This window comes from Exiguobacterium sp. s57, assembly GCF_018617685.1.
Lineage (GTDB): Bacteria > Bacillota > Bacilli > Exiguobacteriales > Exiguobacteriaceae > Exiguobacterium > Exiguobacterium marinum.
In genome coordinates this window covers 101,068-125,393 of sequence record NZ_JACSKR010000003.1, presented here as the reverse complement: position 1 = coordinate 125,393, position 24,326 = coordinate 101,068, and the positions used below count along the sequence as shown (strand labels likewise).

Genomic DNA, 24,326 nt, shown 5'->3' with positions numbered 1-24,326 from the left:
CATCTATGTGGAAAAATCGGAACGTCTGGATCATTCTGACGGGCGAATTTGTCGCCGGTCTCGGTCTATGGCTCGGCATCATCGGGAACTTGGAATTTATGCAAGACCGTGTCCCATCTGACTTTGTGAAGGCGGTCATTCTCGCCATCGGCTTACTCGCCGGGGTCGCCATCGGTCCGCTCGCGGGACGCTTGACCGACCAAGGCTCTAAGAAAAAAATCATGCTCATCTCAAGCGTCGTTCGGGCACTCAGTGTGCTCTTCATGTTCGTTGCCATCGAAACGAATTCGGTCGTGTGGATGGTCGTCTTTTTAATTATCTTACAAGGATCGGCCGCCTTTTACTTCCCTGCCCTGCAGGCAGCGATTCCGCTCATCGTGAAAGAACGGGAACTCCTCGCCTTGAACGGTGTGCACATGAACGTGTCGACGTTGTCGCGTGTCATCGGGACGGCGATTGCTGGTGTGTTGTTGACGCTCATCTCACTTCGGAACGTCTATGCACTCTCGCTCGTCGCCTATCTGTTGCTTGCGGTTGCGACGCTGTTCTTACAGCTAGACGAAACGAAGACACCGTCGGCGAAGAAACTGGATGCGAAAGCGTCGAGCGGTTTCAAGGACGTCTTCCCCATCATCAAATCGATCCCAGTCATCTTCATGACCCTCGTCATGACGCTCATCCCGCTCCTCTTTATCGGAGGGTTCAACTTGCTCGTCATCAACATCAGTGAACTGCAAGACTCGACGGCAATTAAGGGGTGGATTTATACGGCTGAGGGACTCGCCTTTATGACAGGTGCCTTCATGATCAAGCGAATCGGAGAAAAATTCTCGGCGTTCTCGATTTTATTCTCGTTCTCGTTTTTGATTGGCGTCGCGCAACTCATGCTTTATTTCGCTGACATCCCGTTCATGTCGATTGCCGCGTTCGTCCTCTTCGGCTTCTCGGTCGGTTGCTTTTTCCCGACGGCTGTCACGATTTTTCAGACACGGATGCCAAAAGAGTATCACGGTCGCTTCTTCTCGTTCCGTAACATGCTCGATCGGATTGTCTTCCAAGTCGTCCTGCTCGTGACAGGGTTCTTCCTCGATTTGATCGGACTTCAGCTCATGGTCGTCTTGTTCGGAATCAGTTCCATCGCCATGACGGCTGCATTTCTTGTGTATACGCGAAAACATAAATTGCATATCGAGGAAGATTCTACAGAAAAAATGTCTTCATAACAAAAACAAGCGATGACCTCGGTCATCGCTTGTTTGCGTCTTGGAGCTCTCGCCACCACGTCGTCGTATCATTCCGACCGTCGAGCGTGATACGCTCCCCAATCTTCGGAGTGAGGACGACTTCTTTAGGTAATAGCGATGCCATTTGTTCTGCCGGGTCGAACCAATCGTGGAACGACAGTGTGAACGCACCCCAATGGATCGGCATCATTTGGTCGGCACGTAAATCATGAAACGCTTGCGCCGTCTCTTCTGGCTGCATATGGACGTCCGGCCAGCGCACGTCATATTGTCCGCATTCGAGAGCGGCGAAATCAAACGGTCCGTACTGTTCACCAATCTGTTTAAAGTGAGGAGCATAGCCGCTGTCTCCGCTGAAGAAGAGACGATCCGCCTCGCCGAGAACGACCCATGATGCCCAGAGCGTACTGTTTCGGTCCGTCAACGAACGACCGGAGAAGTGACGTGCAGGTGTGCAGACAAACGTCCAATTCCCGAACGTGTAAGACTCGTTCCAATCTCGCTCCACGATTCTCTCTGCACCGACACCCCATCGTTTCAAATGACTTCCTACACCGAGCGGCACGATGAACAAGGCGACCTTGTCTTTGAGGGCAAGGATCGTTCCATAGTCTAGATGGTCGTAATGGTCATGCGTCAATAAGACGACGTCGATCTCAGGCAAATCCTCGAGGTCGAACGGCAAGTCTTCGCTGAAGCGTTCATTTTTCGCGAACGGAAGCGGGGATGGGCTTCGTCCAAACATCGGGTCGACAAGCATCGTCTTCCCATCCATTTGCACCATGAGGGCCGAATGACCGAGCCAGTAGATTCTCGTGAAGCTTGAGCCCGTCTTCTCCTCGAAATCGATGGGCACGATCGGTAAACGTTCAGTCGGCTTGCGCAGTGAGGTCACGTCACGATAGTCGCGCGCCATCGATACCATGTCCTCTGCGGAAAAGTTCATCGGCGTCTCGTATTGATTACGGAACGTTCCGTTGACCCGGTTCGGGGATTGAAGTGATTTCGGTTTTCGTCCGAGTGGTTTGTACTGCGTCAGAATCGTACCAGTGACAGCCGCCATTCCGACCAATGAGAGCAACATCGTCTTTTTCATTTAGATCCTCTTTTCTACAAGTTCGTTGAATTGATTATAGCGTGCATTCCTCATTCTCATCTCGATTAGTATGCATATTCACTTATCTTTCAAAAAAATAGAGTGTTCTTGATTTAAGTCAATGTGAACCCTCGTCCACCCTTTTATGATGGAGATAAGATTAATCGAAAGGAGTTTTTCTCATGACACATTCACCTTTACGTTCACAGCGACGTGCCGCATTCTCGTCCGGGATTGCCCTCGTCCTCATGGCACTCGTCGCCTTTTTCGCTCAAGGATATGTCTACCAATCCCTCATAATCGAAAATGATCCGATGACGACGTATCAAAACTTAATGAGTCATCCGACGTTGTTTCGTTTCGGGATCATCGGCTGGGGCATCATTGTCGGGCTAGACCTGATTGTCGCCTACGGACTATACCGTGTCTTCAAACCGCTGCATGTCACATTCGCCCTACTCATCGGAGCACTTCGATTCGTCTATACACTGATTCTCGCGTTTGCCGTTTTGCGACTCGTCGAAGCCGAACGCCTCCTCGATCCATCCGCTTCAGCTAGACAAATGTATGAGACGGTCACTTCCTTTGAAGGCATTTGGTCATTCGGCTTGATTGTGTTCGGGCTTCACCTTATCGCAATCGGATGGATGGCAGTGCGGACCCGGCTCATTCCGAGAATGATTGGGGTCCTGCTTCTCCTTGCCGGCTTCAGCTATACGCTCGTCCATGTCCTTTATCAATTCCCTGCAGTTGAAGGCATGACGGCAATGCTCGAACTGTTTCTCATGCTCCCAATGTTCTTCGGGGAGTTGGCCTTTGCCGTATGGTTAATTGTGAAAGGAAGAACACTAAGAATGAAGAAGGTCACTCGACAATCCGAAGGTGACGCATCGCCCGCTTCTTGATTCGACTAAGTGATTCCGGGGTGATGCCAAGGTAACTTGCGAGTTGATATTGCGGGACGCGATGAACCAAGTCAGGTCTCTTCTCCATCAATGTCTGATATCTCTCTTCAGGTGAAGAAGACATGAACTCAGCGAACTCATCCCGCATCGTCCCCATGTCCTCTTCAATCATGTCACGTGTCATCGCCTCAAAGATGGGATTCATCTCGTATTGTTGTTGCTCCGTCGCAAGATCACCGACGACGAGACAACATTTCTCCAGACACGATAATGAATACGGTGACCGTCCGTCCGATTGATGTTTCGTCAATATGGTGATGCTCTGTTCTTCCGTGATGAAATCGACGGTATGCTCGTTCCCTTCTTCGTCAACCTTATATTGACGAATGCAGCCACTCAGTACGAAATAGCATTTAGTCGGGACGTCTCCTTGATGTAATAAAATCGTACCTTTCGGAAATGTGGTAATCGGTACATCGGCTGTCAACCGTTCACACTCTTCGTCACTCATATCCGTAAATCGCTTCATATATTGAATCAGGACGTCTTTCACTCAACTCACTCCTTTTCAGGAAAATCGATCTATTCCCTCAAGTATAGCAGGTTTCGCCATTCAAAAAGACCTGCCCACCGCTTTGGTGAGACAGGTCTTTTGTTAAGACTTTTGCAAGATTTTAATGTCGTTGATGATGTCTTCCGTCGGGACGTTTTGGAACCCGGGATAAGCCTTCATAATCTTACCTTCCTGATCGACCAAGTAAAAATATGTGCCATGGTCGACTTGTGTGCCTTCTTCAGGCTTACGTACGAGCGCTTTGAAGTTCTCTTGAGCGAACGTCTCGATTTCGTCTTGTGAGTAGCCTGAGAGGAACTGCCAATCCGCGTTCACAAGGTCGTATCCACTCATAAACTCTTTCATCTTCTGTGGAGTGTCCACTGTCGGGTCGACACTGAACGAGACGAATTGCACATCTTCGACGCCCTCCTCCTCGAGTGCTTCATTCAGCTTCGTCATGTTATACGTCATCGGCGGACAGACTGTCTCACAGCTCGTGAAGACAAAATCCACCATCCATACTTTGCCTTTTAAATCTTCGAGACTGACCATCTCTTCTTCTTGGTTCATGTATTCGAACGATTCGACTTGCCAATTGAGCGGGTCCTCAATCTCTTGTCCACATCCTGCTAGGACGATGAGCATCGTCATTAAACTACCGATCCACCATTTCTTCACGCGTTCCAACTCCTTATCTCTTTTTGACATTCCACATCAAGATTGTGATGAACGTGAAAGCTGTCAACGCGAGGAACGGGATCGTGATGAACCCGAGCCAGTTGATATATTGACCGCTACACGGAACCCCTTGTGCACAAGGTTGAATTTCTGCAAAGCCCGGCACTTTTTGTACCAAGTAATGGTAAAGTGAAACGAAACCACCTATGATAGTAAGCGGTAACACATATTTCCGCACCGTCCGATCGTCCGTGAAGACGGCAATCCCTAGGATGATCGTCAGCGGATACATAAAAATACGTTGAATCCAACATAGCTCACATGGCACGAATTCCCGGATCTCACTGAAGTAGAGACTGCCGAGCGTCGCCGTCAAAGAGACGAGCCAAGCGAGATACAAGCCATATTTTTCGTGAAATGACTTCATTTATAGATCCTGCTCGATCAACTGTTGGATTTGTTCATAATCGAACGGGTCTTCGAGCATCACACCATTGATCATGATTGACGGTGTGAATTGCACACCGTTCTCTTTCACAAGACCATCGTCCTTGCTGACTTTTTCGAGTACGGTCGATTCTTCTCCAAGGTCTTGCTCAAGTTTTGCCAAGTCGACCGATGTCGTCTCGCTCGCGATCTCCTTCAACTTCTCGACGGTCACCCATGCGTTGTCGTGTTGCTGAGAAGCCGGTTGCGCGTCGTAGAGCGCTTTATGGAACTTCCAGAACGATTCAGGGTCTTGCTCGTATACTGATTCGGAAGCGAGTGATGCCAAAATTGATTCTTGTCCATGGAACAAGACGTTAATATAGCTGAAGCTGACGTCTTCCTTGTCAAGATAATCCGCTTTCAGTTGCGGGTAAATTGTGTCGCCCCACTGTTTGCATGATGGGCATTTATAGTCTCCGAACTCGACGATTGAGACTTTCGCTTCTGGGTCCCCAAGCGTCGGTTGCCCTTCGATGGACACATGATCGCCTCGATCGACTGTTGCCGACTCATCTTGATTGAGCAAGACGAACACGATTGCAATCAATGCGACCGCGACGATGGTCATGACGACCAACCATTGATTCTTTTTCATTCTCTTCACCTCTATTTATTTTCGACTCGTCTTTCATTATAGCGGAAGCTCTTACACCTATCATGTGTTCGACTCGTTTTTCATAATTCTCTTCATTTCAAGCTTTAGGAGGTTTTTCTCGCATGATCAAGTCTTTTACGATGCGCCTCGGTCTCATTTTGGCGCTTAGCATTGCCACGCTTGTCTTTTTACTGACGATCGCACTCACATCTCTGATCAGTCACCGGGCGTCTGACTCGCTCGAACAAGAAATCGGGGAAAGACTCTCCACGACCTCGCATCAATTGGCGGACAAACTCGACTTTTATATGTGGTCACGTTATCAAGAAGTTCAACTCTTGCAAGGACTTGATTTAGAGGAGCCAGACGAAACACGACGACTTCTCGATCAAGTCCAATCGAACATCCCGGCATTCTCTTGGATCGGTGTCACGGATGCGGACGGGACCGTCGTCGCTTCCACGAACGGGATTCTTGAAGGAGCCTCGATTGCCGAACGTCCGGTATATCTTGAAGCGCAAGATGCCCCCTTTATCGGAGATGTCCACGAGGCGGTCCTCTTAGCTGAATTATTGCCGAATCCGACGGGAGAACCGCTCCAATTCGTCGATATCAGTGTCCCGTTATTTCAAGACGGCTCGTTTCAAGGGGTGCTTGCCACTCATTTGAGCTGGGCCTGGGGAAAAGAAGTGCTCGGACATTTCAATCGGACGCTCCATGAACAAGTCGATGATACGGATTTATTCGTCGTCAGTGAACGAGACAACGTTGTACTCCTCGGCCCAGACGACATGGTCGGAAAACCACTTCTCGTATCGTTTACAGAAGGAGCCACCGTAAAAAAATGGGAAGATGGTCAGGACTATCTGACGGGTATGTCCATCGGAGAAGGGTATGATGAATATCCTGGACTCGGTTGGCGTGTCGTCGTCCGTCAGCCGGCAGCAGTCGCGTTCGCACCGGTCGAGACGCTAGAAACGAGAATCCTGTGGATCGGTTTGTTCGCATCTCTTGTGACGGCTGTCCTCGGTTGGCTGCTCGCTTCTATCGTGACGAGACCGTTGAAGCGAATCACTGAAACGGCTTCGCTCATGGAACAAGGGAAAGCCAATAAATTTCCACATCAGTCCGGAATCGAAGAAATCGAGTCGCTCGCATTCGCCTTGGAATCACTCGTCACTTCCCTCACCGAATCGGAGTCGGAACGGGTACACTTTGAGAAACTTGCGAATCGCGATGCGTTGACCGGGCTCTCGAACCGCGTCGCTTTACGGGAACAGTTGAATCGACTATATGATTCAGAAGAGACACATGTCTTCTTTTATCTCGATCTCGACGGGTTCAAGGCGGTGAACGATACATATGGCCATGCGGTCGGGGATACGTTGTTAGTCGAAATTTCACAACGACTCCGAACACTTACAATCGATGAGTTATACCCGGTCCGATTGAGCGGAGATGAATTTTTCCTCATGTTCCCGAGACGTGAATGTTCGGTTGAAGAAATTCATCAAATCGGTAAATCGGTCATCGACACGCTCTCACAACCGGTGACGATTGACACTACTTTCATCTCTGTTGGGGCAAGTATTGGTGCATCGATTTGGTCGCCACCTGAACCACCACATGTCGCCATCGAACAAGCGGACGACGCTTTGTATCGGTCAAAAGCGAACGGGAAACAACAGCTTTCGTTCCACGAATTGTTCGAATAATTTTGGGCGCCCATATGAAAAGGAGTTCATGCTGAACTCCTTTTCATTTTTACTCTTCAGTTTCCGTTATCATGTCATCCTGCTGCTCATTTTCCTCTTCTGGCATCGGCTCCAAATCCATCGTATACACGTATTCCTCCCCAAAGTTATTCAAGATGAACAACTCTTCTTCTGCACGTGTCGACAGTCCATTCGAAAATCCGATTGCGGCATACATTTCCTCTAACAAAACGTCCTGTTCTTTGTCAATCTCATCAAACATGGCTTTTCCCCACCGTTCAATGATTCCTCCGAGTTGAAGATAGTCATCGCTTTTGATTTTATTTTGATCGTGCAACAACTCCAAATATTCACGAACCTCTTTCAGATTTTTATGCGTCATCGGGATTGCACCCGCTTTTTCTGTCGCCAATATTTTTTGATGGGTCATCAGATGCATTACTTCGACGAGATTCCCTTTGTTCAATTTTTTTGGGGTCGTCAAAGTCGAGTCCCGTCGTTTCTTGCGGGTTGATGCGGCGCGTGACGTTTTGACGCCGTCCGAATGGGTCTTCCTCTTTGATGGTATCAATCAACTCGAGTGCACGAGTGTATTCTTCTTCCGTCAACTGTTCACGGTCGAGTTCAGCTGGATTTGGCCCCATCCAATACTGATAGAATGCATATGTAGCAACGACAATGACAACTAAGACAAGTCCCATCCAAGGAAACCATTTTCTCCATTTCATTTACCATTCACGCCCTTTTATTGATTCGCTCTATCAAGGATAACATATATACCTTGCTAAAAATTCCATAAAAAGGGTTTGATTATAACCTCACATAAAAAAGTACCCACCCCGAGATAGGAGCGAGTACTTTCTCTTCTTACGCTTCGAACAACAACTGTTCTGGATCTTCAATCATGTCTTTGATGTGTTTGAGGAATGTCACAGCCTCGCGACCATCAACAATTCGGTGGTCATACGAGAGCGCGACGTACATCATCGGACGGTTCTCCATCGTGTCCGCATCGATGGCGACTGGGCGGAGTTGAATCGAGTGCATCCCGAGGATGGCGACTTGCGGTCCGTTCAAGATTGGCGTTGAAAGAAGTGAACCGAACACGCCCCCGTTTGTGATGGTGAACGTACCACCTGTCAGATCACTCAACCCGAGCTTGTTGTTACGCGCTTTATCCGCGAGGTGAAGGATGTCTTTTTCGATTTCCCCGAAGTTTTTACGGTCCGCCTCACGGACGACCGGCACGACGAGACCGTCTGGAGCCGACACGGCAATCCCGATATCGTAATATTTCTTCAAGACGATTTCGTTACCTTGGATTTCAGCGTTCAAGTAAGGCATCCGTTTGAGCGCCGCTACCGCTGCTTTTGTGAAGAATGACATGAAGCCGAGTTTGACATCGTTGTCTTTCACGAACTTCTCTTGGCGACGTTTACGAAGTGCCATGACCGCCGACATATCGATTTCGTTGAACGTCGTGAGCATCGCTGCCGTCTGTTGCACTTCGACGAGACGGTTCGCGATCGTCTGACGGCGACGCGTCATCTTGATGCGCTCTTCTTCTTTGCCACTTGCGGCAGGTTGTGGTGCAGGTGTTGCAGCAGCCGTTTTTTGTTCTTTCACAGCTGGTTTGTCTTCATGTTTCGAAACATCGTGTACGTTGATGCGCCCAATTGGATCGTTCGTTTGAACGGCTGAAAGGTCGATGCCTTTCTCACGAGCAAGCTTACGTGCAGCCGGTGTCGCGATCGGTCCTTTACCAGGGCTTGCGACGTGCTCTTCACGCTTCTCGACTTTCTTGCCTTCTTCGACAGACTCTGTCTTTTTCTCAGTCGGCGCTTCTGCTTTCGTTTCTGCCGCGTTTTCTGTCTTCGTCTTCGTCGCGACAGCCGTTCCACCGCCAGAACCTGAACCGAGACGTGCGATGACTTCACCGACTTGAACCGTATCCCCTTCTCCGGCAAGTTGTTCTTCTAACACACCCGCTTCGTCAGCCGGGACTTCGATATTGACTTTATCTGTCTCGAGTTCAACGATGGCTTCCCCTTTTTCAACTTGGTCGCCCGGCTGTTTGAGCCATGTCGCGACCGTTCCTTCCGTAATGGACTCTGCTAATTCCGGTACTTTGATTTCGATCACAATGAGTTCCCCCTTAACTTATTTACGATCTTTTTGATATGTGCTCGTGCCTGCACCGCTCGAGACGACGTCACGAGCGAGTGCTTCACGGATGATGCGTGCTTGTTCTTGTTTATGGGCTGTCGGATTTCCTTCAGCCGGGCTTGAACGACGGCGACGACCGATGTAACGGACGTCGAGGCGATTCGTTGTGACCGCTTCAAGGCGGGGCTCGATGTATGACCAAGCTCCCATATTTTTCGGTTCTTCCTGTACCCAGACGATTTCACGCGCGTTCGGATAGCGACTGATAACGTCACGAATCTCGCGTACCGGGAACGGATAAATTTCTTCGACACGGATGATATGGAGAAAGTCGAGTGATTCCTCTGACTTGCCGACTGCTTCTGCGAGATCGATTGCCATCTTTCCTGTGCAGAAGACGAGACGTTCCACCTGCTCGGTGCACTCACCGAGACCTGGTTGTTCAATGATCGGTTTGAATCCCTCTTCCGTGAACGCCTCGACTGGTGATGTGGCGAGTGGATGACGGAGCAGGCTCTTCGGCGTCATGATAATCATCGGACGAATCTCTTCTTTTCCGAGCATCTCGGCTTGGCGACGTAAAATATGGAAGTACTGTGCCGCTGACGAAAGGTTTGCGACAGTCCAGTTTTTCTCCCCGGCTAGTGTCAAGTAACGCTCCATCCGAGCACTCGAGTGCTCCGGTCCTTGTCCTTCGTATCCGTGTGGTAAGAGCATGACGAGGCCTGATTTTTGACCCCATTTCGCACGTCCCGCTGAGATGAACTGATCAAACATGACTTGAGCCGAATTCGCAAAGTCACCGTATTGTGCTTCCCACAGTACGAGCGTGTCTTGTGCAAATACGTTATAGCCATATTCAAAACCGAGCACCGATCCTTCTGAAAGTGGGCTGTTATAGACCGAGAACGACGCTTTCGCTGTCGACAATTGATGGAGTGGCGAGAACTTCTTCCCTGATTCGACATCGTTCAACATGATGTTTCGTTGTGCGAACGTTCCACGTTCCGAATCTTGACCGCTCAAGCGTACGGGCGTACCATCTGAAAGAATCGAAGCAAAGGCAAGCGTTTCCGCGTGACCCCAGTCGATTTTTCCACCTTCGTTGAAGGCCTCGCGGCGACGGTCGAGTACTTTTTGAAGCTTATGGAAGACACCAAACCCTTCTGGCCAGTCAAGCAACTCTTCGTTCAATTGAGTGAGCAGATCGTGCTCTACAGTCGTGTCGACTTTCGGGAATCCTTTATGGACAGCTTCCGGCAAGACGATGTCCGCGTCCACTTCTTCAGGAGGAACAAGGTCGCGGGCTGCTTTGAGCGCCTCTTCGATGTTTTGTTCAACTTGCGCTTTCTCTTCTTTCGTCATAACGCCTTCTGCTTCAAGCTGTGCAGCATAGACGTGACGGACAGATTGATGTCCCTTGATCGCTTTATAAAGAACAGGGTTCGTGTTCATCGGTTCGTCCATTTCGTTGTGACCGTAACGACGATATCCGATTAAATCGACTAAGATATCTTTATGGAATTTGGCACGATACTCACTGATCAACTTCGCGACGGCGACACACGCTTCCGGGTCATCCGCATTCACGTGTAAGACCGGGATTTCATATCCTTTGGCGATATCACTCGCGTAACGCGTCGAACGTGAATCGTTCGGGTCCGTCGTGAAACCGATTGTGTTGTTGGCGATGACATGAACCGTCCCACCTGTACGGTAACCCGTCAAATTCGTCATGTTGAGCGTCTCAGCGACAATTCCTTGTCCTGGGAAGGCCGCATCCCCGTGAATCAAGATCGAGGCCGCCAAATCATCGTACTGTACAGCCGAACCTTTTTCGGACCGATTATCTTGCGCGGCACGCGTGTAACCTTCAACAACGGAGCCGACAAATTCGAGGTGACTCGGGTTGTTCGCTAAGTTGAGTCGAACTTCTTTTTGTTGTTCAACCACTTTACGGTCAAGACCGAGGTGATACTTCACGTCTCCCGTCCACCCGAAGTTGATGCCGATCGACCCTTCAGACGGAATCAATTCTTTGTTCGGTGCGTGCTGGAATTCCGCGAAAATCATTTCATACGGTTTACCGAGTACGTGGGCGAGTACATTCAAACGTCCACGGTGGGCCATTCCGATATTGATATGTTCAGAACCGCTCGAGATGAGTCCTCCGACCATGGCATCGAGTAATGGCACCATCGCATCCAATCCTTCGATGGAGAAACGTTTTTGTCCGACATATGTTTTATGAAGGAATGACTCAAACAGTTCTGTCTCAGCAAGACGTGTGAATAATTCTATTTTTTCTTCTTTTGAGAATTTTTGCATCAACGCGCCTTGTTCGACTTGGCGGCGAATCCACTTCTTCTCTTCCATATCGTCTAAGTGACGAAGTTCGATGGCGACCGTCCCTGTGTAGACGTCAAGTAAGTGACGGAATAACTCGAGAGCACTCGCATCTGGTTTCGGTGCATCGTCTGATAAAAGGCGTGCTGGAATTCGCAACAAATCTTCTTCTGTCAAATCGTAACGTGACAGTTCGAACAATTCCTGCTCTCGTGGATGATCTTTCAGTGGATAAATATCGGCCGCTTTGTGACCGAAAGCACGGATATCATTGACAAGGCGTGTCGCAGAGACGACCTTCTCCAAATCAAACGATGGACCCGAGACCGATGCTTCTACCGGTGATGCTACTGGCGCCCCATTCTCATCGAAGTAACGACGAGTCTCCTCATCGACCGTTGATGGGTCTTCCAAATATTGCTCGTACAGTTCAATGATGTAGCCTAAGTTAGGACCATAAAATGCTTGCGATTTCTCGTGGACATTCGACGACTCTCCCATTGAATAAATCCCCCTTATCCATTCCTAAACGTTCTATCTGTGAACGCTTTCATTTTAACATGTAGCCCGAAGCCGTTCACTTATCTCTTACCCTAGTGAACAAAACAAAATCTTGCCTCTTACGCTCAACTTCATACTACACCTTTCATGGCGGAAAGACCCTTACAAATTCACAATTCGTCCATACTATTTCAATAAGTTTTGCTTATCGATAAATTGTGTCACAAGCATTTGTTTCAAAAATTTCAAAAAAAGATGAAACCTTATTTCAAACAAGCCCGTAGAAGGGGATGTAGGAAGCACACTAACACATTTAAAAGAAAGCTAGGTGACAACATGTTATCCGTACAGAATGTTCACAAGAAAATGGGAAAAGCGACGGTTTTGACGAATGTCAGTTTTGATGTCGTTCCAGGTGAGATTTTTGGTTTTCTCGGCCCAAACGGCGCGGGGAAGACAACAACGATACGTATTATCACAGGTCTCATGCCGGCCACTCACGGGACCGTAACCGTCGACGGATATGACGTCGCGAACAGTCGCCAAGAGGCGCTGAGCCGAATCGGTGCCATCGTCGAGAATCCGGCGTTTTACCCGTACATGACAGGACGAGAAAACTTGATTCATGCCATGAACTTGATTCCGAATTTGAAAAAAGTCGACTTGAACGCGCTCGGCGCACTCGTCGGTCTCGACGGAAAACTCGAGATGAAAGTGAAACAGTACTCGCTCGGGATGAAGCAACGTCTCGGGATTGCCCGTGCTTTGTTGCATAATCCAAAAGTTCTCATTTTAGATGAGCCGACGAACGGTCTCGACCCAGCTGGAATCGCCGACCTTCGGAATTACTTACGCCACCTCGCTGACCATCGCGGGATCGCCATCCTCATCTCAAGTCATTTGTTGAGTGAGATGGAATTGATTACGGACCGCTTCGCCATCATTGACCAAGGGCAAATCAAATCGGTAGAAGATGGACAAACGAAAGCCGAGAGTGTCATCCTTTGTAAAGTTGCCAAAGAACAGATGAACGATGCACTCGACGTCGCTGCACTCGCCTTTGATGACGTGAAAATCGTCCAGCAGTCTGCCGAGTCGTTCATCGTACCGCGACAGGAGACAGATATCCCAATCTTATTGAAACAATTAATCGAGCGAGACATCGCCGTCTATCAAATCGGTATGAAGCACGAGTCGCTCGAAGAACAATTCTTGAAATTAACGAAAAAAGAAGGAGGTTCGAACAATGCGTTCATTACTCAGCAATGAATGGATGAAATGGCATCGTACGATTAAACCATATGTCGCCTTAGGTGTATACACGGCGATCATCCTCATCGTATACGCCGTATTGGCAAGTGGAGACGGTACACCGGAAGCGGCATCGTTCTTTGAATTTTCAACAATGGGCGCTATCGCCTTCCTGAGTATTTTTACAATCGTCTTCACGGCTGAGATGGTCGGGAACGAACTGAAGTTCGATACGCTGAAGCATCTCTTGATGAGTCCTTATTCTCGTGACCGTATCTTGTTATCTAAACTCGTCATGGCCGTCCTCGTCATGTTGTTACAATTCGTCTTCATCTTAGTCGTCGCGTTCGGGTTCTCCCTCACGCTAGACGGTTCTGTCACATGGGACGTCGTTCGTCCAATCCTCATCAGTGTGAGCGGACCAATCTTCATCATCTTCTTGACACTCATGTTCTCGGTCGTCTTCAAGTCGGTCGGTGTCGTCATCGGTTTCACGGTGCTCGCGAATTTCGCGTCTAGTATCATCGGTGGTCTTCTCGTCGCTTGGAAACCTGAGCTTGCGAAATGGGTCGTCTTCTTGCATACGGACCTCTCCATTTATGACGTGAATCCTGAATTCATGAAAGCAATGGATGCTACGATCGGCTTCTCGATCTTCTACGTCGCCCTTCATATCGTCGCATTTTACCTCATCACGGCGTTCATGTTCCGTAGCAAAACGTTCGCGGAATAAACAAATAATCTCTATTGATTCGACACGTTCGAATCGATAGAGATTTTTGTTGTCTGAATCTGCATGTGTGACGATTCTCTTTCCCTTTTGTCACATAAACTCAATATTCTGGAAGACGTCACTAGCAAGCATACGATATGATGAAGGTAATAGGTTGAAAAAAGGATGTGACAATATGGCTCTCACGATCGGTTTAGCATTGCTCGTCTGTTTGATTGCGCTCATTTTCACCATCATGGTCGGGCTCGGGAAAGACCGTTCCACGTACAGCCAAAAGAAAAGCTTATCGATGGTTTCTTGGCTCTACATCATCTTGCTCCCCGTCTCGTTCATCGGACTCGGTCTGCTTTACTATTTCATTACGAAATAATCGAAAAAATCACGATGCCTACACGCTAGGCATCGTGATTTTTTTATGCGATCAAGTCGCTCCAAATTTTGATGGTGCTCGCTAAAATAAGTAGCGCCAAAATCCATTGAAGTGCTTTCGTATTCATGTTTTTGCCGACGTTTGCTCCGATCGGTGCGGCAATCAAACTCGCGATGATCATGATGATAGCCGGTTCCCAGACGATTTGGTCGGTAATGATTTTTCCGAATGTCGAACCGATTGACGAGATGAACGTGATGGCAAGTGAACTGGCAATCGCCATCTTTGTCGGGATGCGTAAGACGACGAGCATAATCGGCATGAGAATGAATGCACCCGCCGCCCCGACGATACCAGCCGCGATTCCTACGACGAACGCTGAACTTGCCGCAATCACTTTGTTGAACTGCACTTGGTCGAGTGGCATATCATCCACTTGCGGTTTCGGCAAGAACATCATAATCGTTGCAATCGTGGCGAGTACAGCGTAAACAACATTGATCATCGTCTCCGAAAGAATCGTCGATCCATACCCTCCAATAAAGCTACCAATCAATACTGCTACACCCATGTAGAGAATCAATTGCTTGTTTAAGTATCCACCTTTACGATAAGCGTAAATCCCACCGATAGTTGCAAAGAATACTTGAATCGCACTGATTCCTGAAACTTCGTGTGCGCTGAATGCAGCAAATCCTAAAAGTGGTGGAATGTACAACAACATCGGATATTTGATGATGGATCCTCCAATTCCGACCATTCCAGAAATAAATGATCCGATAAATCCTATTAAAAAAATTGTAATGATAAAACCGAACTCCATATAGACTCCTCCATTTAGTTTATTATTCTCTGATTATTCATTCGCTTCCCAAGAAATCATACCGCCTGAAACGTCATAAATTTCTGTATAGCCGGCGTCTTGTAACTGTGTGGCAGCTTGGGCACTTCGGTTACCACTCCGACAAATAACGTAAATCGGTTCGTCTTTCGGATACGATAATTGGGCAGCATCTAATGAAGAAAGTGGTGCATTCACCGCTCCTGAAATATGCCCCCCCTCGTATTCAGACACTTCACGTACGTCAAGGAGTGTTATTTCCTCGTTTTCCAATTTGTTTTGTAGAGTTTTTGTATCAATCTTCACAATATCATCCTTTTCAGATGTGATTACAAAGATAAAAATACCCATTAAAGCCACAATTCCGACAAATAAGGAAATTTTCTTCATCTTTTCTCCTCCAATTCTTTTCACTTGCGCTCATTATACCTTAGGGGGTATATTAAAGCCAACGAAACATTCTCGTTGCCAAATCACTAGGAAATGAAAAGGAGATCAATGACTTATGAAGACGATTACGACTACTGAATTAGAAGCGTTACTTCAAGCAGACGATTCACTCAACTTAATCGATGTGCGCGAGACAGATGAATATGCTGGAGGTCACATCAAACAAGCGAAAAACGTACCACTTTCTGAATTCGGGGCAAAAGTCGATGAGCTCGATCGCTCTAAACCGATTCACGTTATTTGCGCAGCTGGCGGACGCAGCATGAATGCATCTGCTTATCTCGACTCACTCGGGTTCGATGTCACGAACGTCGATGGCGGGATGATGAGCTGGCAAGGCGAAGTCGAATAAACCATTACTTTAGGTCATAGGGGGAAATTCACATGTTATTACGTTATTTTTATGATGAAAAATTAGCACAAGCTTCATATATGGTCGGTTGCCAAATGACGGGAGAAGCGATTGTCATCGACCCGGCCCGCAACATCGAACCATACCTTCAGGAAGCTAAAAAAGAAGGCATGAACATTGTTGCAACGGCAGAGACTCACATCCATGCAGACTTTGTGTCCGGTTCACTCGAACTCGCGAAACGCACAGGCTCAAAAGCATATCTATCTGATGAAGGAGATGCTTCATGGAAGTATGCGTTCGCGAAAGACATCGATTCACAACTCGTCAAAGACGGTGAGACGTTCAAAATCGGAAACGTGACACTCGAAGTCATGCACACACCTGGCCATACACCAGAGCATATCTCGTTCTTATTGTATGACCGCAATCAAACACAACCGATGGGAATCTTCACAGGGGACTTCGTCTTTGTCGGCGATATCGGTCGCCCTGACCTTCTCGAAGAAGCAGCAGGTGTAAAAGGAACGACGGCAATCGGCGCAGAACAAATGTTTGATTCGCTCAAAAAATTCGTAGCTCTACCAGACTTCGTTCAAGTATGGCCTGGACACGGCGCAGGTAGCGCTTGCGGGAAAGCGCTCGGTGCGGTTCCTACGTCAACGGTCGGTTACGAGAAAGCGACGAACTGGGCGCTGCAGATGACGGACAAAGATGCCTTCATCAAAGAGTTGACAACCGATCAACCCGAACCACCGAACTACTTCGCGATGATGAAAAAAGTGAACAAGGAAGGCATCCAAGTCACGACTGAAATTACTCGGCCTGAAGTCGTCGAATCGAATCGTCTCGATACACTCGTCGAAGAGACGCAAGTCGTCGACACGCGTAAAGGTGAGGACTTCGCGAACGGACACGTACCAGGGACGATTAACATCCCGTACAACAACAAGTTCGTCTCGTGGGCGGGGTGGCTCGTCAACTTCGACAAAGATATCACACTCATCGCAAGTGCTGAGGACATCGATCAAGTTCAAACGGACCTTCAATCGATTGGCCTTGACCGTCTTCGTTTCATCGTTCCAGTCGAAGAACTCGAAGCATCGCTCTTGACGGAAACGTATACGGACGTGACGGCAGAACAAGCGATTGAAGCTGCTGAAAAAGGAGACGTCTTCGTTCTTGACGTTCGAAACGCGACAGAATGGAACGCAAGCCATTACGAAAAGGCAGAGCGCATCTTGCTCGGAAAACTCGCACGTGACCATGAAGGTCTTCCGACAGACCAAACGATTGCGGTTCATTGTGCTTCAGGCGTCCGCTCACGCATGGCGGCAAGTGTCCTTCAATCGCTCGGCTACAAAAACATCCACAACGTCCTTGGTGGCTACGGTGCGATGAAGACTGTCTTGAACGCTCAACAAATCAAATAATGTTATACTGACTATGAATATGGCGCCCGCTTCGAGAGGGGTGCCTTTTGTTTAGGAGGGAAAGACGTGGTCGCTATCGGTCCACTTAACATTCGTTTAGATTTACTCATCTTCTTACTGAGTCTTGTTGTCCTTTATGGCATCTTCCGCTTCCTTGGGTTGACAAGTAAACAACGTGAAGCCGTCATCGGTACATGGTTCTATGGTTTTCTCGCTTGGAAAGGAAGTGCGATTGTCATCGGTCTCTTGACGACACGTGATATCTCAATCGCTCTCTATGCGACTGGAGGTATTTGGGCTCAACTGATTGCAAGCGGAATCGTACTTTGGCTCGTCTATCGACTCGATCGAGACCTTTTAGGATATTGGGTGCTAAGTGGGGTCCTCGTCTGGCTCGGGATGACACTCGCAGTCCCTGTGTATGGGACGATATTGAATCTTCCCGACCAACCGATTCATCTATGGAGCGCCGTCCTCATCCTTCTGCTACTCGTAACGACGTGGCGATGGATGCATGAGCCGACACGCGGGAACATCCTTTGGACCGTCCTTGGTGCATCTAGTATCTGGCTGTTTGAATCATACGCAGTCGGACAGATTCAATGGTGGATGATCGTCATCACCCTCGTCCTGTTTGGACTGACCGTCTTTCTCGCTCGCCCTTCAAGGAAAGCCGTACAATTCAGTATCGGCGTTCTTGTCGTGCTAGCGGTGGTAAATGCTGCTCTACCGGAACGCGCGTCGCAAACCGTCACCACCGAGACGGCATCGACCGGTTTGAATATCGGGCAAATCCCACCTTCGTTCGAATTAAAACGAACCGACGGGAGCGCATTCGACTTAGAATCGTTACGCGGTAAGCTCGTCGTCGTCAACTTTTGGGCGTCTTGGTGCCCTCCGTGTCGCGCAGAGATGCCAGATATGGCCGCGTTCGCCAAAGAGCGTGAAGATGTGATCATCGTTGCTGTTAACACGACGACGAGCGAACGCGATCCAAGCAATGCCGTCTCGTTTGTCGAACCGTACGAAGACGCTTTTACCGTCGTCTATGACCGTGACGGCCAAGTCGGTGATGCGTACCGAATTCAAGCGATGCCGACGACGTATGTGCTTGATGAATCTGGAGTAATCATTGCGAAGCAATTCGGCGCCATCGATCATGACTGGCTCGATGCTCAATTATAGTGAACATGACAAAACCGCCGACAGAGACTTGTCGGCGGTTTATCTTATTGCTTCAAATAGCCTTGTGCTTTCAAGAAGTCTTTGACGTCAAGACGTGTCGATTTCGACAACATGCGCCCCATCTGTCCGGTCCACGTATCTTTACGCGGGTTAGAGCCCCGGACCATATAATAATCGTGGATCAACGCATCGTAATCGGAAAGTGACTGTTTGATCCGTTCAGGATTCGCCTCGTATGTGTTCTCATGGTAGACATGGTGGAACGGTAGACGTGGTTTTTGATCCTCGACTGTAGCCGGTACACCGACTGCCATCCCGAAGAGCGGAATGACCCGTTCTGGCAATTCGAGCACTTCTTTCACAGCAAACAGGTCGTTCCGAATGCCGCCGATATAACAGATCCCGAGTCCCATCGACTCCGCTGCCACCGCCGCATTTTGTGAGGCAAGCGCCGCGTCGATCACAGCAACAAGTAGTTTCTCATCAGTCTCAAGCGTCGCAGAAACCTCAGCCTCTTGTAGCTCACCAATCATTTCATGACGATGCAAATCCGCACAAAAGACGAAGAAATGACCATTCTCGACCACATAGGACTGATCACCCGCTATCTCGGCAAGTCGTTTCTTTTTCGCTTCATCGGTCACCCCGATGATGGAGTATGCTTGGATAAAGCTAGACGTTGATGCGCGTTGTGCGCTCTCGACGACTGTCTGAATTTGTTCATCTGTCAATTTCTCGTCCGTAAAATCGCGGACGGAACGGTGGTTCAATAATGTCTCAATCACTTCGTTCATACGTTCTTCCCCCTTTTTTCAATCTTGGCACAAGGTTTGTGAATCCACAAATAAGAGGAGTCCGTTGGGCACATTTTGAATGGATGATGTCCGAATTTTGCTTTCTTATGCTATCATTAAAAGCTATATAGTAAATACAATCATGTAACTTCGAATAAGGAGCGATATATATGAAAAGAATGCCATTTTACATTCCATACCTTCTTGGTGCTCTATTCCTCTCTGGATGTACAGATGCCGATGTGAGCGTCTCGACGGCGACCGAAGAAACGACCGAAGAGAGTACGACACAAGAGGAACAGACCACCGAGACTTCACCTGAACAGGAAGAAGATTTGTTCGAAGGCTATACGTTGATCGAAGTTGATGGCGGCGATCAATCCGGTAGTCGTGAAGCGAATGTCGTCGTCGATATCGGTTTTGGCGACCGTGAGTACTGGGCGTTCACGAACGAACATGGTCAACTCATTCGCGTGATTGCCGATGAGATCACTCTTCAGGACGATGAGACCGAAGACGTCAATTCTTCAGGACGTTACTATTCAGACGAGGCAAAAGTTCCAGGTGTCGAAGACCCAAACCTCGATGAAGGCCATATCATCGCCGATTCGCTTGGCGGTGTCTCAAACGCCTATAACATCACACCACAAAACAGCGCACTCAACCGCTACGGTGACCAGGCGTTCATGGAAGATGTCATCCGAAAAGCTGGTGGGGCGAAAGACTTCGAGGCCATCATCACCTATCCGAACACGACAACACAGATTCCTTCCCGCTACCAATACACGTATACCGTACGAGGCAACACGGTCACCGATACGTATGATAACGCGGACCCGGAAGAAGTAAACGAATCGCTGGATTTGACGGACGACTCACCGCCTGACGTGACGACGGAGCCGGTCGAGGAGCGAGAATTATCTGATATCGACCTTGACGGGAACGGGCAAGTGACAATCAAAGAAGCAAAGAATGCCGGATTTGAGATGCCGATCACGCGTGACCATTGGTTGTATCAATATATGGACGACCGAGACGGTGATGGGATGGTCGGTGAATAACAGCGTTTCACGAGACGTTTCTCTAATGGAGAGACGTCTTTTTGCATACAAAAAAACCGCGGTACATGACCGCGGCTAACTTGTTAGTTCGACATCTGATTCAAGAATGGTGCGAGATCAACGTTCAACTCGTTCGAGAGACGCTCTCCGAGCTCACGGTCCGCACGATAGAAGTTACAGATCAGGAGAAGAGTCGTCTTCTCATGACGAACTTCTTTAATGTGGGCGACGAGGTTACGGATGAGTGCGTCCTTCTCTTCTTGAGAATAACGGCGATACACTTCTCCGGCCTGGCCGAAGTCGTTCGTCTTCTCAATCTTCTGACGTCCCGTCACACCTGTGATTGGCTGTGGCGTCTCGATGTAATCCGCATTCGGCTTCGGTGCGTCTTCATAGCGGTTCGGCTCGTAGTTGACCGGGCTCGTCTGTTGCTTGAATGGCATCGCTCCGTCACGCTGGTTGTTTGCGACTTGAGCGAATGGACAGTTGATTGGAAGCTGAAGATAGTTCGGTCCGATGCGGTGACGTTGCGTGTCTGAGTACGAGAAGAGTCGTCCTTGAAGCATCTTGTCTTCTGATGGTTGAATCCCTGGGACGAGGACCCCCGGGTTGAAACCAACAGACTCGGTCTCGGCGAAGTAGTTGTCGACGTTTTTGTTGAGTGTCATCGTTCCGACCAATTGATACGGGATGACGTCCTCGAACCAATCTTTCGTCGCATCTAGCGGATCGAAGTCGAAGTTATCCATGTCCGCCGGGTCTAAAATTTGTACATATAAATCCCATTCCGGATAGTCCCCGTTTTCAATCGCGTTGAACAAGTCACGTGTCGCATGGTTGAAGTCTTCTGCTTGAATTTTCGCAGCTTCTTCCATCGATAAGTTTTGAATCCCTTGCTTCGGTACCCAGCGCAACTTTATGTACACCGTGTTTTCAAATTCATTCACCCATTTGAAAGAGTGGACGGATGACCCGCGCATATGACGATACGATGCCGGGATACCCTCATCACTGAACAAATGAAGAAGCATACTCGTCGATTCTGGTGTGAGTGACATGAAGTCGAAGAAGCGGTCCGGGTCTTGAAGGTTCGTTTGCGGGTCCGGTTTGAGTGAGTGAATCACGTCTGGAAATTTAATCGCATCACGGATAAAAAAGACCGGCAAGTTGTTTCCGACGAAGTCATAGTTTCCTTCTTCTGTGTAAAACTTGACAGAGAAACCACGCGGGTCACGAAGCGTTTCCGGTGAACCTAAGCCGTGGATGACGGTCGAGAAACGCGCAAAGATAGGCGTCTCTTGCCCCTCTTCTTGCAAGAATGCCGCTTTCGTATAGCGTTTCATACTATTTTTTACGGTGAAGACACCATGTGCTCCTGCCCCTCTCGCATGAACGACACGTTCTGGTACACGTTCACGGTCGAAATGCGCTAATTTCTCAATTAGTTGATAGTCTTCGAGAAGCGTTGGGCCCCGACGACCCGCAGTGATGGAGTTGGCGTTATCCCCGATTGGCACGCCTTGATTAGTAGTTAGTTGACGATGTTGATCCATTTGATTGCCTCCCATTATTTATAATTATTACAATCTTGATATTAATAAAATATTATAATGATTACAAATAAAAAAGCTCGTGCATCACGAACTTTTTTTCATGCTTCGTTTTTTCTTGGCTTTTTCACGTTGATGAAGCGACACGACGAAGAAAGCAGCAAGCACTCCCCCGATTGATCCGGCAATGATATCGACCATCGTATCATCGTTTCCGTTCCCCTGCATCGTCGTGTTCAAGAAGACATCGGATGTGAATTCATACATTTCCCAAAGCGCCGCCCCGGCCATTGAAAAGACGACGATATACACGAATAGAAACCGTTTCGGAATTTCCGTACGAAGATCGTCATCGAGCCGGGAGAAAAAGTCGAATCCTAAAAATGCGAGAAAGATGCCACTCAAGAGATGAAGGAATGTGTCCCACCAGCCGTTCCCATACAATCCGACGATGGACCCTAAATATTGTGACGCGAACAAGAATAAGATATACGCCACTTTCATCTTGCCATCAAGTTCTGTTTTGAACGTCTTTTCAATGAAAAACGGGATGAGACCAGAGATGATCCCGGCTCCCGCCACACTCGCATCGAACCAGGATTCTTCAATAATCGCTGTCACGAGTATGACCGCCATGAACAAGACGAACCCAAACTCAAGGATACGCCCTTTCGTGAGCTTCATAATCTTTCGCCTTCTTTCGTCAATAATGTTCTCTATATGGTTTATTCCCAACTCACGATGGACTTCAACCTATACACACATTTGTTGATTCGCAAGCTGCTCATTTAACTGAATTTAGCGCGAATTCTCCCACCTCCAAGCGTCTCGGGGCACAGCCGAGCGTAGGTGGAAGATGGATCGGCGGGTATCGGATGAGGAAGACAATGGATGTGCGTGATACGAAAAAATCCCTGATTCTTGAAGAATCGGGGATTTACTTATTTCTGTGCAACGAAGAAAATACGCTCAGCATCAGTTCCTGGTGCATGTTCAGTGAAATCAGATGTAACTGATTTGACGTGGAACCCGGCACCAATCAACCATTGCATGTACTGCCCTGGTTCATATGTCCGTTGCTCATGCGTCTCCTCGACCCGTTCGTACGTCCCGTCTTCAAGCGCGACGAAGAACGTCAAATCATGAACGACCGAGAGCGGTGCTTCTCCCGGGTCGGCAAACCAAATATACGAGCAGTCTTCTCCGTTTGACGCGTACGTCTTTTGGTTGAAGAGCGTCTGCATCTTATTCGGGGCATGCACATCAAAGATGAACAGCCCATTTGGCTTGAGTTGGTTGTAGACGGATTCGAACGTATCGATTACATCCGCCTCATCCTGAAGATAGCAGAGCGAGTCGCAGAGAATCGTCACCGCATCGACCGGCTCCGGCAGTTCCAACTCGCGCATATCCTGTTCCCAAAGCGGCAACTCGATTTCTGCTTCGAGTGCCTTTTCTTGTGCGACTTCGAGCATCGACTCCGATAAGTCAATTCCCATGACATCGTAATGTTCAGCGAGACGAATCGTGGCCGACCCGGTCCCGCATCCGACATCCGCGAGTGTCGCACCATCTTGGACGTGACGACGCACGAAAGCGACCCACTCATCATACGGCGCGTCTTTCATCAACTCGTCGTATACATAGGCGAATCCTTCGTATGCCATTAGCCGACTTCCACTTCGACGTGCGGCGCGTCAGCCCACAATTTCTCTAGGTTGTAGTAATCACGGTCGTCACGATGGAAGATGTGAACGACGACGTTCTCGAGGTCAGCAAGGACCCAACGTGCCGTATCCATTCCTTCGAACTTGTGGAGCGGTAAGTCGTTTTCGCCAGCGATGTCTTTAATTTCACGCGCGATCGCTTCGACTTGTTTCTCCGAGTTTCCGTGACAGATGACGAAGTAGTCCGCAATCGGTGAAATGCCTTCCATGTCGAGTACGACGATTTCTTCGGCACGTTTATCGTCAGCCGCTTTTACAATCAATTCTAATTCTTCTCTTGCAGTCATA

The 24,326-nt window shown here is 48.6% G+C and carries 26 protein-coding genes; 10 read left to right on the top strand and 16 right to left on the bottom strand.

The window, feature by feature from the left end:
- Positions 1-5: 5 nt before the first annotated feature.
- On the top strand, positions 6-1,223 hold the full coding sequence (locus KNO98_RS09055; RefSeq protein WP_026826588.1) for an MFS transporter: 1,218 nt from the start codon (positions 6-8) through the stop codon (positions 1,221-1,223).
- Positions 1,224-1,245: 22 nt separating this feature from the next.
- Here the strand turns inward: KNO98_RS09055 and KNO98_RS09050 are convergent, their stop codons facing one another.
- A complete protein-coding gene (locus tag KNO98_RS09050) occupies positions 1,246-2,340 on the bottom strand; it encodes an MBL fold metallo-hydrolase (protein WP_214700572.1) in 1,095 nt (364 codons plus the stop codon).
- Between the two features lie 182 nt (positions 2,341-2,522).
- Here KNO98_RS09050 and KNO98_RS09045 point away from each other — a divergent pair, with 182 nt between their 5' ends.
- Complete coding sequence (locus tag KNO98_RS09045; protein WP_214700571.1) at positions 2,523-3,245, top strand: DUF4386 domain-containing protein; 723 nt, start codon at positions 2,523-2,525, stop codon at positions 3,243-3,245.
- Here KNO98_RS09045 and KNO98_RS09040 read toward each other — a convergent pair.
- The 4 genes from KNO98_RS09040 to KNO98_RS09025 all read right to left on the bottom strand — a co-directional run bounded on the left by KNO98_RS09040 (position 3,205) and on the right by KNO98_RS09025 (position 5,563).
- A complete protein-coding gene (locus KNO98_RS09040) occupies positions 3,205-3,798 on the bottom strand; it encodes a Crp/Fnr family transcriptional regulator (RefSeq protein ID WP_214700570.1) in 594 nt (197 codons plus the stop codon). The two genes, KNO98_RS09045 and KNO98_RS09040, sit on opposite strands and share 41 nt — an antisense overlap.
- 102 nt (positions 3,799-3,900) lie before the next feature.
- Positions 3,901-4,488, bottom strand: coding sequence for an SCO family protein (locus KNO98_RS09035; protein ID WP_274357262.1), 588 nt, complete (start codon positions 4,486-4,488; stop codon positions 3,901-3,903).
- Between the two features lie 4 nt (positions 4,489-4,492).
- Positions 4,493-4,906, bottom strand: a complete 414-nt coding sequence (locus KNO98_RS09030; protein WP_026826592.1) for a disulfide oxidoreductase — start codon at positions 4,904-4,906, stop codon at positions 4,493-4,495.
- Positions 4,907-5,563, bottom strand: coding sequence for a DsbA family protein (locus tag KNO98_RS09025; protein ID WP_214700569.1), 657 nt, complete (start codon positions 5,561-5,563; stop codon positions 4,907-4,909).
- A gap of 122 nt (positions 5,564-5,685) precedes the next feature.
- On the opposite strand from KNO98_RS09025, the gene KNO98_RS14805 reads away from it, so the two are divergent.
- The gene (locus KNO98_RS14805; protein WP_214700568.1) at positions 5,686-7,278 is read left to right on the top strand and encodes a diguanylate cyclase domain-containing protein; all 1,593 of its coding nucleotides are present in this window, start codon (positions 5,686-5,688) and stop codon (positions 7,276-7,278) included.
- A gap of 49 nt (positions 7,279-7,327) precedes the next feature.
- Here KNO98_RS14805 and KNO98_RS09015 read toward each other — a convergent pair whose 3' ends face one another.
- The 4 genes from KNO98_RS09015 to KNO98_RS09000 all read right to left on the bottom strand — a co-directional run bounded on the left by KNO98_RS09015 (position 7,328) and on the right by KNO98_RS09000 (position 12,291).
- Entirely contained in the window at positions 7,328-7,660 is a 333-nt protein-coding gene (locus tag KNO98_RS09015) for a hypothetical protein (protein WP_214700567.1), read from the bottom strand.
- The gene (locus tag KNO98_RS09010) at positions 7,650-8,006 is read right to left on the bottom strand and encodes a hypothetical protein (RefSeq protein WP_214700566.1); all 357 of its coding nucleotides are present in this window, start codon (positions 8,004-8,006) and stop codon (positions 7,650-7,652) included. The genes KNO98_RS09015 and KNO98_RS09010 overlap by 11 nt, the downstream gene beginning before the upstream one ends.
- A 139-nt stretch (positions 8,007-8,145) precedes the next feature.
- Positions 8,146-9,420: a 2-oxoglutarate dehydrogenase complex dihydrolipoyllysine-residue succinyltransferase gene (gene odhB, locus KNO98_RS09005; protein WP_214700565.1), complete on the bottom strand. Its 1,275-nt coding sequence runs from the start codon at positions 9,418-9,420 to the stop codon at positions 8,146-8,148.
- Positions 9,421-9,438: 18 nt separating this feature from the next.
- A complete protein-coding gene (locus tag KNO98_RS09000) occupies positions 9,439-12,291 on the bottom strand; it encodes a 2-oxoglutarate dehydrogenase E1 component (protein WP_214700563.1) in 2,853 nt (950 codons plus the stop codon).
- A 336-nt stretch (positions 12,292-12,627) separates the two neighbouring features.
- On the opposite strand from KNO98_RS09000, the gene KNO98_RS08995 reads away from it, so the two are divergent.
- The 3 genes from KNO98_RS08995 to KNO98_RS08985 all read left to right on the top strand — a co-directional run bounded on the left by KNO98_RS08995 (position 12,628) and on the right by KNO98_RS08985 (position 14,645).
- Positions 12,628-13,560: an ABC transporter ATP-binding protein gene (locus tag KNO98_RS08995; protein ID WP_214700561.1), complete on the top strand. Its 933-nt coding sequence runs from the start codon at positions 12,628-12,630 to the stop codon at positions 13,558-13,560.
- On the top strand, positions 13,538-14,275 hold the full coding sequence (locus KNO98_RS08990; protein WP_214700559.1) for an ABC transporter permease: 738 nt from the start codon (positions 13,538-13,540) through the stop codon (positions 14,273-14,275). Before KNO98_RS08995 ends, KNO98_RS08990 begins: the two co-directional genes overlap by 23 nt.
- 175 nt (positions 14,276-14,450) lie before the next feature.
- Positions 14,451-14,645, top strand: coding sequence for a hypothetical protein (locus KNO98_RS08985; protein ID WP_026826600.1), 195 nt, complete (start codon positions 14,451-14,453; stop codon positions 14,643-14,645).
- A 43-nt stretch (positions 14,646-14,688) separates the two neighbouring features.
- Here the strand turns inward: KNO98_RS08985 and KNO98_RS08980 are convergent, their stop codons facing one another.
- Positions 14,689-15,468 (bottom strand): sulfite exporter TauE/SafE family protein, encoded by a 780-nt coding sequence (locus KNO98_RS08980; RefSeq protein WP_026826601.1) that lies wholly within the window; start codon positions 15,466-15,468, stop codon positions 14,689-14,691.
- Between the two features lie 33 nt (positions 15,469-15,501).
- Positions 15,502-15,876 (bottom strand): rhodanese-like domain-containing protein, encoded by a 375-nt coding sequence (locus KNO98_RS08975; RefSeq protein ID WP_251129558.1) that lies wholly within the window; start codon positions 15,874-15,876, stop codon positions 15,502-15,504.
- A 115-nt stretch (positions 15,877-15,991) separates the two neighbouring features.
- On the opposite strand from KNO98_RS08975, the gene KNO98_RS08970 reads away from it, so the two are divergent.
- From KNO98_RS08970 to KNO98_RS08960, 3 genes are all read left to right on the top strand, one after another.
- A complete protein-coding gene (locus tag KNO98_RS08970; protein ID WP_214700558.1) occupies positions 15,992-16,288 on the top strand; it encodes a rhodanese-like domain-containing protein in 297 nt (98 codons plus the stop codon).
- 32 nt (positions 16,289-16,320) lie between these two features.
- Positions 16,321-17,721 (top strand): MBL fold metallo-hydrolase, encoded by a 1,401-nt coding sequence (locus KNO98_RS08965; RefSeq protein ID WP_214700557.1) that lies wholly within the window; start codon positions 16,321-16,323, stop codon positions 17,719-17,721.
- A 66-nt stretch (positions 17,722-17,787) separates the two neighbouring features.
- Entirely contained in the window at positions 17,788-18,906 is a 1,119-nt protein-coding gene (locus KNO98_RS08960) for a TlpA family protein disulfide reductase (RefSeq protein WP_214700556.1), read from the top strand.
- Between the two features lie 44 nt (positions 18,907-18,950).
- Here the strand turns inward: KNO98_RS08960 and nfsA are convergent, their stop codons facing one another.
- On the bottom strand, positions 18,951-19,700 hold the full coding sequence (nfsA, locus tag KNO98_RS08955) for an oxygen-insensitive NADPH nitroreductase (RefSeq protein ID WP_214700555.1): 750 nt from the start codon (positions 19,698-19,700) through the stop codon (positions 18,951-18,953).
- A gap of 170 nt (positions 19,701-19,870) precedes the next feature.
- Here nfsA and KNO98_RS08950 point away from each other — a divergent pair, with 170 nt between their 5' ends.
- Positions 19,871-20,761: a DNA/RNA non-specific endonuclease gene (locus KNO98_RS08950; RefSeq protein WP_214700554.1), complete on the top strand. Its 891-nt coding sequence runs from the start codon at positions 19,871-19,873 to the stop codon at positions 20,759-20,761.
- A gap of 83 nt (positions 20,762-20,844) precedes the next feature.
- On the opposite strand, the gene KNO98_RS08945 is transcribed toward KNO98_RS08950, so the two are convergent.
- The 4 genes from KNO98_RS08945 to rsfS form a co-directional block, all read right to left on the bottom strand.
- Complete coding sequence (locus KNO98_RS08945; RefSeq protein ID WP_214700553.1) at positions 20,845-22,314, bottom strand: catalase; 1,470 nt, start codon at positions 22,312-22,314, stop codon at positions 20,845-20,847.
- An 84-nt stretch (positions 22,315-22,398) separates the two neighbouring features.
- Positions 22,399-22,995, bottom strand: coding sequence for a DUF2238 domain-containing protein (locus KNO98_RS08940; protein ID WP_214700552.1), 597 nt, complete (start codon positions 22,993-22,995; stop codon positions 22,399-22,401).
- A gap of 257 nt (positions 22,996-23,252) precedes the next feature.
- On the bottom strand, positions 23,253-23,978 hold the full coding sequence (locus KNO98_RS08935) for a class I SAM-dependent DNA methyltransferase (protein ID WP_214700550.1): 726 nt from the start codon (positions 23,976-23,978) through the stop codon (positions 23,253-23,255).
- Entirely contained in the window at positions 23,978-24,325 is a 348-nt protein-coding gene (rsfS, locus tag KNO98_RS08930; RefSeq protein WP_026826611.1) for a ribosome silencing factor, read from the bottom strand. The genes KNO98_RS08935 and rsfS overlap by 1 nt, the downstream gene beginning before the upstream one ends.
- Position 24,326 lies beyond the last annotated feature (1 nt).